This is a genomic window from Acinetobacter sp. L-24, from assembly GCF_056857555.1.
Genome location: NZ_JBSXNI010000038.1, coordinates 62,071 through 75,934 on the forward strand (window position 1 = coordinate 62,071; position 13,864 = coordinate 75,934).

General features: G+C 45.2%; 9 protein-coding genes. 4 read left to right on the forward strand and 5 right to left on the reverse strand.

Annotated elements, in window-relative coordinates:
• The first annotated feature begins 1,023 nt into the window (after positions 1-1,023).
• Complete coding sequence (gene omp33-36, locus AC13CK_RS05910) at positions 1,024-1,938, forward strand: porin Omp33-36 (protein ID WP_257220113.1); 915 nt, start codon at positions 1,024-1,026, stop codon at positions 1,936-1,938.
• A gap of 68 nt (positions 1,939-2,006) precedes the next feature.
• Here the strand turns inward: omp33-36 and AC13CK_RS05915 are convergent, their stop codons facing one another.
• The 4 genes from AC13CK_RS05915 to AC13CK_RS05930 form a co-directional block, all read right to left on the reverse strand.
• Positions 2,007-3,977, reverse strand: a complete 1,971-nt coding sequence (locus AC13CK_RS05915) for a BCCT family transporter (RefSeq protein ID WP_180180821.1) — start codon at positions 3,975-3,977, stop codon at positions 2,007-2,009.
• Between the two features lie 172 nt (positions 3,978-4,149).
• On the reverse strand, positions 4,150-4,866 hold the full coding sequence (locus AC13CK_RS05920; protein WP_004647270.1) for an ion channel: 717 nt from the start codon (positions 4,864-4,866) through the stop codon (positions 4,150-4,152).
• Between the two features lie 245 nt (positions 4,867-5,111).
• The gene (locus AC13CK_RS05925) at positions 5,112-6,818 is read right to left on the reverse strand and encodes a cation acetate symporter (RefSeq protein WP_005261570.1); all 1,707 of its coding nucleotides are present in this window, start codon (positions 6,816-6,818) and stop codon (positions 5,112-5,114) included.
• A 1-nt stretch (position 6,819) separates the two neighbouring features.
• On the reverse strand, positions 6,820-7,152 hold the full coding sequence (locus AC13CK_RS05930; protein WP_004281374.1) for a DUF485 domain-containing protein: 333 nt from the start codon (positions 7,150-7,152) through the stop codon (positions 6,820-6,822).
• A 183-nt stretch (positions 7,153-7,335) separates the two neighbouring features.
• Between AC13CK_RS05930 and AC13CK_RS05935 the strand changes: the two genes are divergently transcribed.
• Positions 7,336-10,827: a hybrid sensor histidine kinase/response regulator gene (locus AC13CK_RS05935; protein ID WP_425879953.1), complete on the forward strand. Its 3,492-nt coding sequence runs from the start codon at positions 7,336-7,338 to the stop codon at positions 10,825-10,827.
• 410 nt (positions 10,828-11,237) lie between these two features.
• Positions 11,238-11,999: a hypothetical protein gene (locus tag AC13CK_RS05940; protein ID WP_425879954.1), complete on the forward strand. Its 762-nt coding sequence runs from the start codon at positions 11,238-11,240 to the stop codon at positions 11,997-11,999.
• An 89-nt stretch (positions 12,000-12,088) separates the two neighbouring features.
• On the opposite strand, the gene AC13CK_RS05945 is transcribed toward AC13CK_RS05940, so the two are convergent.
• The gene (locus AC13CK_RS05945; RefSeq protein ID WP_004281370.1) at positions 12,089-12,739 is read right to left on the reverse strand and encodes a response regulator; all 651 of its coding nucleotides are present in this window, start codon (positions 12,737-12,739) and stop codon (positions 12,089-12,091) included.
• A gap of 374 nt (positions 12,740-13,113) precedes the next feature.
• Here AC13CK_RS05945 and msuE point away from each other — a divergent pair, with 374 nt between their 5' ends.
• On the forward strand, positions 13,114-13,848 hold the full coding sequence (gene msuE, locus AC13CK_RS05950) for an FMN reductase (protein WP_004647265.1): 735 nt from the start codon (positions 13,114-13,116) through the stop codon (positions 13,846-13,848).
• The last annotated feature ends 16 nt before the right edge of the window (positions 13,849-13,864 follow it).

Consider the following 13,864-nt stretch of genomic DNA (forward strand, 5'->3'; position numbering starts at 1 on the left):
TCACTTATGTTTTTAATGAATTTTTATCATCTATTATTTTTCAGATACTTAAGTTGGTTCATTTGAACCTTTAATGCAGGTTTTCGTGACCATAGCTCTCTATAAAGTCTTACAAAAACAAGGGAATTTAAGCAGCTAAAAAAATATAAAAACTTGCTTTCTGCACTATTTACACCTGCAACAAATAGGTGCATAATGCACCGCATTAGGGCGAGTTAAATTATTCCTCAGCAGATATTTTAGTTTACCCGCAAATTTTGGCGAAAAAACCCCGATTTTCTATGAAAATTGGGGTTTTTTTTAGCTATTGAATTTTAGACCTACATTTTTACTTTTTAATATGCACTATTTTGGTGCTTAAAATTATTATAATATTTCTTCTTATCATCTTTTTTAATTAAAGGTTTTTCAGAAACGGAATGATCCGAAATAAAAAATGCTGGACAAAAAAAGCCCAACCTTGGGGAAAGCTGGGCGATAAAACAAAAAATTGTGGAGAATCAGGCTAAATCACTATAAAAGTGTGAACTCTAACTTGATTTTCATATTATGTAAAATTCCCCTCAAAATGTAAAGCCGATTGCTCCAGTCAAGATTATAAAACATGCCCATTTAGCTCAAAAAACAGACACCTATTCTAAGATCCAAGCTGATGATGCTTTAAAATCAAGCAATCCAATCAAAGACCTGATGCGCCAGACATTTTGCACTTCTTGACACATTTATGAATTAACTCACCTATTATTAATTGTTTTAATAGATAAATATATTATAATTAATCGTATTAATTGATTAAAATAACAACATAATTTCTCCTTAATCTTTAGTCCCGATTCTATATTTAAAGTCTAGATTTTTGTTATACAAGAGTTTTTATATAAAATAGCTTCGGAGCCTAATACTTGAATTTTACACAAAATTAATACAATGATTTAGCTTAAAAAAATAGCGATTTCGAATTGGATTGACTTAATAAATTGTTACAATACAATACGTTTTATGTTGTACATCTTTTGTAACAAAATGGTAAATATCATGAAAAAACTAGGTTTAGCCACTGCTGTATTATTAGCGATGACCGGTGCTCAAGCATATCAATTCGAAGTTCAAGGTCAGTCAGAGTACATCGACAACACTGCAAATGACAAAGACTTCACTGGCGCTGTTCAAGGTACTTACTACTTCAAAGATGTAGACGCTTCTAAAGGTCCTTTAGCTGAAGCTGCTTTCCTGAACCAAGCTTCTAATGTTGCTCTAGCGTATAGCTATGGCGAAAACGGTCAAGAAGAAGCTGGACGTTCACGTACTGTAAATCATACTTACGGCGTAAAAGGTGAAGCTTACGTTCCAACTTCAGTTGTGCCTGTTTATGCAAGCGCTTCTTATAGCCATACCATTGCTGATAGCAAAACTGCTAACGCAACTGACGATCAAGGCGACCGTTATGCATTAGAACTTGGTGCTTTAGTTGCTCCTAACTTCTTAGTTGCTGTTGGTTATACCAGCGTTGCTGACCAAGCTTCTTTAGATGCATTCAATATTGTGTCTAACGGCGTTGCTAAAGCTGCTCTTGAATCTGCAACAATTGCTGATAAGACAGATGCGATCACTGCACGTACTAAATACGTTGGTGCAATCGACGGTACTAACATGTCAATTGGTTTTGAAAGCGGTTTAGTTTATGGTGAAGATACTGCCTACAACTTAGGTACAACTCTTTTCCTTAACCCACAGTTAAGCGTTGGTGCTTCTTATATGGAATCTAGCTTTGCTGGTTCTCCAGACAAAGCTTGGGGCGCGAACGTAAACTACTTCATTACTCCTGCTGTTGCAGTTGGCGCATCTTATGTAAATGCTAACTACGAAGCAAATCTTGCGCAAACTGCTCAAGTTCGTGATACTCAAACGATCGGCGTAAATGCCAAATTCCGTTTCTAATTTCTGATTAGATTCTGAATCAAAAAAGGACGCATATTGCATCCTTTTTTATTGTTTTATGACTCTATTTACTCAGGCGTACGTACCAGACTTAAGAAGTGCAAATGACGTTCATATTGATCAATGATATCCTGCAATAGATCTTCTTGCGTCCACTCCATCACATCATAACCCTGCCCACCTTCTCTTAAAAAGACTTCTGCCTGATAGGAATCTACTCCCGCATTCTCCAGTTCAGCCATAAAGCTTGGACTTAAAGTCTGAGTGGCATTGACCTGATAGATAAAATTAATTTCATCCTGATGATCAACACGGAGCTGTATACCGTCTTCTAGCGGGCTAATCGCTACATGTAATCGGCGCCGTTTCAATTCACTTTGAAAGCTGAGAAATGCCTTATTCACCGTATTGTGAATATACTGCTGCACCTCTTCCTGAGTATGCGGATAATGCATGATCAGGCCTAAGCGCTGTTGCCAGCTGCGTGGATTCTGGATCGCACGCGGGGTAATCCGTGCGGCTTGCAGTGCATGCATTTTGGTGACATCCAGATGTAGGGCTTTGATTAATCCCCAACACATCAGCAGCATAATAAATGTAAATGGCAAAGCGCTCATAATCGTGGCCGATTGCAAGGCCTCTAAGCCACCGGCCAGCAAAAGGATGATGGCTAATAAAGCCATGAGTACGGTCCAGAACAGACGCTGCCAAGTCGGTGAATTATCACTTTTCGCTGTCAGATAATCAGTCACCAATGCCCCTGAATCGGCAGAAGTCACAAAGAACAGCATGACCAGTAAAGTTGCAATGATGCTGGTCACTGAGCTGAAAGGCAGATTGTTCAGAAACTCAAATAGGGCCACTGATGAATCACGCTGAACTGCCTCTAATAAGCCAGTATTGGCTTCATGCATAATGCTGTACAGTGCGGCATTGCCCATAAAGCCCATCCAGATCAGGGTAAATCCAGTCGGAATCAGCAATACACCCACGATAAATTCACGAATACTGCGGCCTTCCGAGACCCGGGCAATAAACATCCCGACAAATGGCGACCAGGAAATCCACCAGGCCCAGTACATGATGGTCCAGCCCCCAATCCAGCCACTTGGCTGATAGGCATACAGATTAAAGGTCATACTGAACAGATTTGAAACATACTGGCCGGCATTCTGAATAGTCGTCTGTAACAGATAAATACTCGGACCTGCCACAAAGACAAAAATCAGCAACAGCAGTGCAAGTACCAAATTTAGTTCAGATAAACGTTTAATTCCTTTGTCTAATCCAAAAAATACAGAAGTCGCCGCCATGGCACTGACCACAATAATCAAAATGACCTGAGTACTGGGTGCCTGTTCAATGCCAAACAAATAGTTCAAACCTGAATTGATTTGGGTCACCCCGAAACCAAGCGTAGTAGCGACACCAAATACCGTACCAATGGTGGCAAAGGTATCGACGCCATCTCCAATCGGTCCATAGATCTTTTGACCAATCAGCGGATACAAGGCCGAACGGATTTTTAAAGGCAATTGATGCCGATAAGCAAAATAAGCTAACGACAGGCCAACAAGCGTATAAATGGCCCAGGCATGTAAGCCCCAGTGGAAAAAGGTGACCCGCATAGATTGTTGTGCAGCCAGTACGGTTTCAGGTTCACCGGCAGGTGGCGTGACATAATGCATCACCGGTTCGGCCACACCAAAGAACATCAGGCCAATCCCCATGCCTGCGGTGAATAACATCGCAAACCAGGAGGCACTGCTATATTTCGGTTGACTATGCTCGGGCCCCAGTTTGATTTTGCCCATATCCGACAGGGCAATATAAGCCAGAAGGATGATAAATATCGCCACCGACAATACATAGAACCAGCTAAAGGACGTGGTAATCCACTGGTTCAGTTGCTGGGTAAAAACTGAAAAAGCATCGGGTGCAAATACGACCAACGCTAAAAATATCGCAATAATGGCGACAGTACTGATAAAAACATTTGGATTGATATTGGCAAAACAGGATGGTTTTGTGGAAGGCATACATCCTCCATTTTTTAAAAATTGGATCGACAAACAGCGTCAAATAATTATTGGTAAGGTCAAAATGATCAGACAGATTCAGTCTATGGGAGCTAGATCTCCTGCTATTTTAGGATGTGACACAAAATAAAGCCGTTAAGTTACTGTAACAAATACAATAAAAGGATGAGTCTCATTGCCCAGGCGGGTTTTCTCTATTTTTCACGTTCTTTTTATGCGGTAGACGTGCGATATATTGCAAGGCAATTAAGCGGGATACAATCAGCGCCAGATACATCACCCCGACAAACATCTGGATAATGGCTAGCATCCGTGCGACCGGACTGACCGGCATGATATCAGACAGTCCTGTTGCAGATTGCACACTGAAACTAAGAAAAATCAGATCCAGCCAGGGTTGATAGGCTTGCAGATCGGGGTCTGAAAAGCTGTACGGCACCAAGAGCTGGCAAGTACTGTAAAGAAAGGCAAAGCCCCAGGCCAGCAAGGTAAATACCGCCCCAGCGGCAAAGAGTTCATCCTTGGTCAGATAGCGGTCATGAAACATATAACGTAGCAGGCCATAGGCTGCACTGAAATAAGCACCGGCTTCAAACAGGTTGGCGGTGACATGGATCCAGGTATAACGCAGGCCCAGCACAATCAAAGAGGAGAAGAAAATCGCGCCGGCGACAAAGCTGAGTCCTAAAATGGTAAACATCGGAGTCTGGCGAATGACTCTGGCAATCACCAGCAAAACCAGAACACCCAGCACCCAGGTTCCCGCCCGATAAGACACGCTTTCATAACTCAATACCGACAAGATCAAGATCAGCAATTGCAGGCACAACAACCATGCCGAAGGCAAATGGGTAAAGCTGTTCCAGAACTGTTGCAGAGATTGCTTCATAATGCCCTTCTTGTTGCTCTTCTTGTTACTATCGTCATGTAGGGAACACATTGTTATTGTTAGCAGCTTTTAACATAGCATGCTTAAATCCGCTTGCAGATATGCGATTTGTATGAAAATTACTGAAATAACGCTGCACAAATGCAGCCATCTCAATTCAATACGGCGCTTATGCTAAAGAGAAAGCTTGATTATATCTCCATAAAAAAAGCCCCTGACGGGGCTTTCTTAGCGTAGCGCAGATCTTAGTGATCCGATGCGCCTGAGATACCAATACCGGTTTGTGAACGTACAAACTGGGCATCAAAGGCTTTGCGTTCTGCCTGAGCCTGTGCCGAATTATCCGTCACAGAGAACAACCAGCAGCACAAGAATGACAATGGCATCGCGAAGATTGCAGGACCATTGAACGGGTTCACTGGCGTATCAGAAATACCCAAAGTATCGACCCATACTGCTTTAGACAGCACAATCAAGGTTACTGCGGTTACCAGACCTGCAACACCACCAATCACGGCACCACGTGTCGTCAAGCCTTTCCAGAACATAGACAATACCAGTACCGGGAAGTTGGCACATGCCGCAACAGAGAATGCCAGACCGACCATGAAGGCTACGTTTTGTTTCTCGAACAGAATCCCGAGAATCATCGCGAAGATCGCAAGACCTAAAGTCGCAATTTTAGACATACGTAGTTCAGATTCAGGCGTGGTTTGGCCTTTCTTCAACACGTTGGCATACAAGTCATGCGAAATTGCTGAAGCACCTGACAGGGTCAAACCAGCAACGACTGCAAGAATCGTGGCAAATGCAACTGCAGAAATGAAGCCCATGAACAGGTCACCGCCCACTGCATCAGACAGGTGCACCGCCGCCATGTTATTACCACCCACCAGCTCCAGCTTGCCAGTCACAGCCATTTTCGCAACATCAAGGAATTGCGGGTTGTTCGATACATATAGAATCGCACCAAAACCAATGATGAAGGTTAATAGGTAGAAATAACCAATAAAACCTGTAGCAACTACGACTGATTTACGCGCTTCTTTGGCATCTTTTACCGTGAAGAAACGCATCAGGATATGTGGCAGACCTGCGGTACCAAACATCAATGCCAGACCTAAAGAGATTGCATCAATCGGATTAGACGCCAGACTACCCGGACCCATGATTTTGGTCGCATCTGTCAGGCTCAAGTCATGCACTTTTGAATAAACACCAATCGCCTGTTCAAACATGTTGGTAAAACTGAAGCCCACGCCTTTCATGACCATGAATGCCATAAAGGTCGCACCAGACAGCAACATTACCGCCTTGATGATCTGTACCCAAGTGGTTGCCAACATACCGCCGAACATCACGTAAGCCATCATCAACAAGCCAACGATCACGACTGCAATATTATAGTTCAGACCGAATAGAAGTTTAATCAGCTGACCTGCACCCACCATCTGTGCAATCAGGTAGAACGCAACCACAACCAGCGAGCTTAAAGCAGCCAAGGTACGTACCGGTTTTTCCTGTAGACGGAAAGACACTACGTCTGACAGGTTGTATTTACCCAAGTTACGCAGACGTTCTGCCACCAGGAACAATACGATCGGCCAGCCCACCATGAAACCCAGTGAATAAAGCAAGCCATCAAAACCGGACAGGAACACCATCGCGGAAATACCCAGGAACGATGCAGCTGACATATAGTCACCGGCAATGGCCAGGCCATTCTGGAAACCGGAAATACCGCCACCGGCCGTATAGAAGTCTTTGGTATTGGTGGTTTGTTTTGCTGCCCATTTGGTAATAAACAGCGTAGCACCTACGAAAATCACAAACATGATAATCGCATGCCAGTTGGTCGCCTGCTGTTCTGCTGCACCCAGATCAGGACCAGCGAATGCAACGCCTGAAGCCACTGTCGTGGTCGCCAAGGCAATAAGAGAATTCCATTTCATCTTAGTGGTGTCCTTTTTCATGAGCAATCGCTTCGACTTCACGGATTGCTTCTTCAGTCAATTGATCAAGTTTGTTATTGGCAATGTAGGAATACACACCACACAAGATAAACGACAGGACAATGATACCCAGACCAAGTGGAATACCCCACGTGGTCACACCACCTGAAATTGAAGACAATAGAAATTCTTTGTTATAACCAACCAGCAACATGAAACCCACATAGACAAATAGCATAATGCCGGTCAACGTCCAGCTGAGCATACTTTTCTTGCGGACCATTTCCTTGAATTTTGGATTTTGTAGAATACGATCTACTTGTACCTCATCCATAATTACTACTCCTGTAGCCCAACCTTGGGCTGCCTATTTTTTAATTCGAATTATCACTGTTGCAAGTTAACAATAATCGTAGGTGCTTGTAATTTAGACTTTGGTCGTTAAAAAATGATCAATTTAAACTGTAGCGTTCACGATGCGTTATCATAGCGGCATGCTCAGTACACATCAGGCTATATGAACAGTTGGCTCATCATAGGGGTACTCGCCCTCTATATCGCATTACTCTTTATCTGCGCTTTCTACGGGGAAAAACATGCCAGCCGGCTGAGTACCCGTGGGCGTATGCTATTGTTTAGTTTAACTTTAGGAGTGTACTGCTCCTCCTGGACCTTTTACGGCGCCACGGGTGCTGCGGTACGTGAAGGGATTATTTTCCTGCCGATCTATCTGGGTCCGCTACTCTTTGTTGCTGTCGGCTATGACATCTGGCGCCGTCTGGGACGGGTGAGACAGCATCATGCCATTTCTTCGATCGCTGACTTTGTCGCAGCACGCTATGGTAAAAGTGGTCCCCTCGCCTCGCTGGTAACCATTCTGGCGGTGGTAGCGATTGTGCCTTATCTGGCCTTGCAGTTACGTGCGATTGCCTTAAGTGCCGCCGTCATCCTGGAACCTTCCGCAGGTGTAACCGGCACGACCAATGGCGTGCTGTTTCTGACTGGGGTTCTGGCGATACTGGCGATGATGTTTGGTACCCGGCAGATTGCCAATACTGAACAGCATGGCGGGTTGATGCTGGCCGTGGCATTTGAGTCTTTTGTTAAACTTTTTGCCCTGTTGGCAGTTGCCTGTTTCTTTATGTTTGAAGCACCAGAAAATCTGGCACAGATCAGTAGCGATATCAGTACCACTTTTCATGATGTGCAACTGTTTGGCGTACCACAAAGTTTCTGGATTCAGACCTTGCTGGCGGCACTGGCCATTATCTGCCTGCCGCGCCAGTTCCATGTAGCGGTGGTTGAGCTGCGCGATGAAAAACATATCCGCGGTGCGCGGCGCTGGTTTGCGGTCTATTTGATTCTGACTACCCTGGCGATTATTCCCATTGCCAGCTGGGCGCTACATGCTGCACCACAATACCTGGCCATTCCGGATGTGGCGGTACTCTCTTTGCCACTCAGCTATAATCAGGACTGGCTCACTTTATTAGCCTTCTTGGGTGGTTTCTCTGCCTCTACCGGGATGCTGCTGGTGTCTTCCGTGGCACTGTCAATCATGCTCAGTAATGACCTGATCATGCCGGCATTGTGGCGCTTAAAGCTGATTTCCCGGCATGACAAACGCTTGCCGCTGGTGCTGAAATTTACCCGCAGGGTCTGTATTCTGGGCGTGATGTTGATGGGCTTCCTGTTCTTCAATTTCTTTAATGATATTGACCAGCTCTCGGTTTTTGGTCTGCTGGCATTTAGTGCGGTGGCACAATTCGCCCCTGCCCTGATCGGCGGCCTGTACTGGCGTGGCGGCAGTAAACAGGGTGTCTATGCCGGACTGTTGACCGGTTTTGCCTTGTGGGCTTATACCCTGCTGTTTCCGACCATTTTGCGCAGCCTGCCCGAAGCCTATAGCAGCTTTAGCCAAAGCTTGTTGAATCAAGGTCCTTTTGGCTGGAACTGGTTAAGACCGGAAGCCCTGATTGGTTTTGAGTCTTTTGATCCGCTGACGCATGGAGTAGTCTGGGCACTGGGCTTAAATACCCTGCTGTATATCTGGATTTCCCGTATTTTCCGTCCGAGTATTGCCGAACAGATTCAGGCCGAAAGTTTCTTCTATTATGAAACCAAGCCACTACCCTCGCAGAGTCCTTCTAACGAGGTCAGCTATTCGCATCAGGATGTTGCCCGTTTAAAAGTCGGCGATCTGATTACCCTGGCCAAACGCATTACCGGCGAAGGCCCAACCACACGCGCTTTCCAGCAATTCTGTACCCAAAACAGCGTTGAGCTGAATGAAAACAGCAGTGCCAATGGCATGTGGTGGCGTTTCACTGAACAGTATCTGGCGGGGACTATCGGGGCAGCTTCAGCACGTACCCTGCTTACTACCGCCATGGTCAATAATGGCCTGGCCTTGGGTCAGGTCGCCAATATTCTCGATCAGGCCTCGCAATGGCAACGCTTCAATCAGAATCTGATCATGACCATGATTGATCACATGACCCAAGGGGTCAGCGTAGTCGATGAAAACATGTGTCTGGTCGCATGGAACAATCAGTATCTGAAACTGTTCGATTATCCGACCGATATTGTCTATGTCGGTTGTCCAATCGCAGACCTGATCCGTTATAACGCTGAACGTGGTGAATGTGGCCCGGGCTCGGTTGAAGAACATGTACGGAAACGGATTCACTGGATGCAGGTCGGCAGTGCCCATGAATTTGAACGGATTCGTAAAGATGGCCGCGTCATTCAGATGCGCGGCAATCCGATCGAAGGCGGCGGGTTCGTTACTACTTTCGCCGATATTACTGCCTTCCGTGAAAATGAAGCCGTGCTTGAAGCCCGCGTTCAGGACCGTACCCAGCAGCTGGCCGATGCATTGTCCGAGCAGCAACTGGCGCGTGAACAGGCCGATAAGGCCAATATGTCAAAAAGCCGCTTCATTGCAGCCGCCAGTCATGACCTGTTGCAGCCAATGCATGCCGCGCGCCTGTTCAGTACCGCACTCGAACAAAGCGTGCAGAATGATGAAGACCGCAAGACCTTACAACAACTGGATCGTGCTTTGCATGGTGCAGAAAGCATGTTGTCTGCCCTGCTGGATATTGCCCGACTGGAAGGCGGCACCATTCAGCCGAAACGTCAGGCTTATCCGCTGCATGACCTGCTCAGCGATCTGGAACTCCAGTTCAAATCCATCGCTGCACAGCGTGGTATCAAGTTCAGTGTGCATGATGCACAGTTCTGGATTGATACCGATCCACAATGGATTCGCCGCATTATCCAGAACTTTGTCAGCAATGCGTTGCGTTATACTGCCAGAGGTAAAGTGGTGGTCGGTGTATTACGTTCGAGCAGCAGACCGAATCATATCCGTATTGGCGTCTGGGATACTGGCCCGGGCATTGCCGAAGAACAGCGCATCAAACTGTTTCAGGAATTTGAACGTTGCGGCCACACCTCGCCTTGGGGTGAACAGGGTCTGGGCCTAGGTTTGGCGATCGTACAACGCATGACCAGCATGCTGGACTATCCGGTACATGTGTCTTCTGCGCTGGGTAAAGGTTCCTGCTTTATGATTGAAGTGCCTGTGATCGAAGCACCGAAAGTGGTCGCAGCACCGGTTCAGGCCGTACCTTTAAAGAGCAAAGCCTTTAAGATTCTGTGTCTGGATAATGATGAAACCATTCTGGAAGGCATGTCGACCTTATTGACCAAATGGGGTTATCAGGTGTTTAAAGCCACTGAACCTGAACAAGCAGCCATGCTGATTCAGCAGGAAAATATTCAGGTCTGGCTGGTGGATCAACATCTGAATCAGGACAAGATCGGTCTGGATTTCATTCTGGAACATTGTTCGAAGGATATTCCGGTCGCGTTGATTACCGCCGATTCCGATCCGGAATTGCCGCAACGTCTAAAAGAGCTAAACATTGTTCTGCTGAAAAAACCGCTGAAACCGGCCTCATTACGTTCATGGTTATCTGGACTGAAAATTTCCGACTCCTAAGTAGATAACGATCTGATCAATGCCCATTTCACACCCTGAAATGGGCATTTTTTATACTCAACTGCCACATAAACTTACCTAGCTTGCATAAAATTTATTCTAATGTGCTAAAAGCAGCAAATATGCCGAAAATACAGCTGAATAAATTGACCAAAATGCTCATTTTTTAATTCACTATGGCAAAAACTGACGAATGTATTAATGTACATGTGTACACTTAGTTACAATTAATTATCTTATTGTTTTTAATAAAAATTAAAGAGTAATTTTCCACTACTATAACTTTAGTCGTATTTTTATCCCTTGTACTTGGCTCTAAAAATAGAGGAATAAGAAACGATCAGTTTCCATCTCATGTAGCCTTAATTTTTTTGGTCGCTGATCTATTTCTGCATATCGGAGTTCTTCACATGAACATAGATCAAAACCAGGGCCTGAATCAGACCCAGCAGTTTCACCGTCAATATGGCGCCAACGCCTTATTGCCAAGCATTGACTGGGCACAGATCTTTAAATACAGCAAGCTGAATGATGCCCAGTATCAGGCACTGGAAACGCTGTATCAGAGTGCAGTACCCCTGGCACTGCAAGTCTTTGATGAATTACATTTTGATGTCTTTGAACCTTATGCCTACAAGCCGCAAGGTCTGGGACTATTTGAAAAGATTGCTGAACAGGAAGACAAGCTGATTCAGTCTTTAGAAGCTGAAGCAGAGGACCTTCCAGCAAAAACCCGTCATCAGATCTGGAGCATGTTGCTGCGTGGTGGCGCGGTACTGGTCTTTAAGGCCTGGCTGGGTAAAGTCAAAAATGAAGAAGATTGTCTGGACACCAGCCAATTTGATGAGCTGTCTGATCTGTTATTTATCAAAACCTGCCCACATGAGCTGGCGCAGCGTTTACATGTCGATCCGAATACGCGCGACGAACATGTCTTCCTGATGTATGACAATGAAGTTTATCTGGATCGTTTTAACAGTCTGGAAACTGCGGCACTGTTTGTGGATCTGGGTGTATATGATGCGACTTTCCTGAGTCTGCGTGATGATCGCGTGGCGGAATATCTGAAATCGAAAGGTTATGTCACTGAAGAGCAGATTGACGAATTGCAATGTGCCTTAAATCCATTGTTTTGTGATGATTTCACCCGCAAACAGGATTATATCGCCTAGCTGACTCAGGCCTTTGCACTCATTTTTGCAGATTTCGCCCATAAAAAAAGACCTCCAAGGAGGTCTTTTTCAATTCGGCTATGCAGAACTTACATTTTGCGGTCTTCAATATTCAGTGCATTGATGGCCAATACCGCTTGTGTCCGGTTTTGTACGCCAAGCTTACGGAAGATTGCAGTCACATGCGCTTTAATCGTCGCTTCCGATACATCCAGCTCATAAGCGATCTGCTTGTTTAATAAACCTTCAGCCACCATCATCAATACCCGGAACTGTTGTGGCGTCAAAGACTGGATCCGTTCTGCCAAAGCCGTTTCATCGGCAGCACGCGGATCAAAATTCATATTGGCCGGCAGATTTGGCGGTAACCAGATTTCACCTTCTAGCACTTCACGAATCGCTTCACCGATATGGCTTGGGTGGGCAGATTTAGGAATATAGCCCATCGCACCATGCGCGATCGCACGCTGGATGATGCTGACTTCTTCATGTGCAGACACGACAATAATCGGTAAAGACGGATATTGTGCGCGGACATGCACGAGGGCAGAAAAGCCGGAAGCGCCCGGCAGGTTTAAATCCAGCAGCACAAGATCAGGCTCAGGGCCATTTTCTAGACGTTCATAAAATTCATTGACTGCCGCAGTTTCATGAATCTGGGCTTGTGGCAGGCTATAACGTACAGCTTGAATCAAGGCATGACGAAATAGTGGATGATCATCAACGATTAAAATATTCATAGGCAACGTGAGAGATCTTGGCACGGTAGTCCCTATTCTAACCACACAACCCGGTTAAGGATATGCAAGACACTACAATTTTTAAAATAATATGCAGTTTTTCTTCAAAATTGCCCATTTTTGCACTATTGCAATAATTGTTTAATTCTCATCACTTTTTTATATATCACTTATTCCTCACTGAAAAAGCTTATCTTTATTCAATATAAATATAAATATCATTCACTTACCCACAAAACCTTCCTTAAAAATCAGGCCTTTGTCGTATATCGCAAAATCAGATAACTTTTCAGCTTTTCGTTATTTTACAGCCCTTCGCTGAATCGGGATTAATAGGGTCATTCCGAGATTAACCCTATTTTCAGGTTCTAAATATGTCTAATTTTAATGCGCAAAAACCCTTAAATATTGTTGCCGTATCTGGCGGTTTAAATCACCCCTCAAAAACCGAAGCCTTGGTTCAGGCCATTCTGGATGAGCTTGGGGAAGCGACACCAATCAATGTGCATTTCATTAAATTTAGTGAAATTGGTTCGCTCTTGGGCGGCGCGATTTATCGCAATCAGTTGCCGCAACGCGTTCAGAATGATCTGGCAGCAGTAGAAGCCGCAGATGCGCTGATTGTCGGCACTCCTGTGTACCGCGCTTCATTTACAGGCCTGTTCAAGCATTTCTTTGACTTTGTCGAGCAAACGGCGCTGGTGGATGTTCCGGTATTACTGGCGGCTTCTGGTGGCAGTGACCGTCATGCACTGGTACTTGAACATCAACTGCGTCCTTTATTCAGCTTCTTCCAGGCACAGACTTTACCGATTGGGGTCTATGCTACCGACCGCGATTTCACCCCTGAATATACCATCCACAGTGAACTGCTCCGCGACCGGATTACCCTGGCTGTAGCGCGTGCATTACCGATTCTGGAATGGGCACCAGCCAAGGGACAACGTGCTGAAGTGATTAAAGAAAAAACCATTCAAGCCAGTCAAAATCTGGGCATTAACAAGCAGATCGAACAAGAAGAAGTATTGCCTTCAGCAGCCGTGCCAAGTCTGGATGCCGCAGAATCGCGCTTGCACAGCAAGAAAGCACCAAAGACTCAAGTGGCTTGAACACAGCATTACAAAG

Excerpts from the sequence above, each read along its gene's own strand:
- omp33-36 (WP_257220113.1), top strand. The coding sequence starts at position 1,024 with ATGGTAAATATCATGAAAAAACTAGGTTTAGCCACTGCTGTATTATTA.
- AC13CK_RS05915 (WP_180180821.1), bottom strand. The coding sequence starts at position 3,977 with ATGCCTTCCACAAAACCATCCTGTTTTGCCAATATCAATCCAAATGTT.
- AC13CK_RS05920 (WP_004647270.1), bottom strand. The coding sequence starts at position 4,866 with ATGAAGCAATCTCTGCAACAGTTCTGGAACAGCTTTACCCATTTGCCT.
- AC13CK_RS05925 (WP_005261570.1), bottom strand. The coding sequence starts at position 6,818 with ATGAAATGGAATTCTCTTATTGCCTTGGCGACCACGACAGTGGCTTCA.
- AC13CK_RS05930 (WP_004281374.1), bottom strand. The coding sequence starts at position 7,152 with ATGGATGAGGTACAAGTAGATCGTATTCTACAAAATCCAAAATTCAAG.
- AC13CK_RS05935 (WP_425879953.1), top strand. The coding sequence starts at position 7,336 with ATGAACAGTTGGCTCATCATAGGGGTACTCGCCCTCTATATCGCATTA.
- AC13CK_RS05940 (WP_425879954.1), top strand. The coding sequence starts at position 11,238 with ATGAACATAGATCAAAACCAGGGCCTGAATCAGACCCAGCAGTTTCAC.
- AC13CK_RS05945 (WP_004281370.1), bottom strand. The coding sequence starts at position 12,739 with ATGAATATTTTAATCGTTGATGATCATCCACTATTTCGTCATGCCTTG.
- msuE (WP_004647265.1), top strand. The coding sequence starts at position 13,114 with ATGTCTAATTTTAATGCGCAAAAACCCTTAAATATTGTTGCCGTATCT.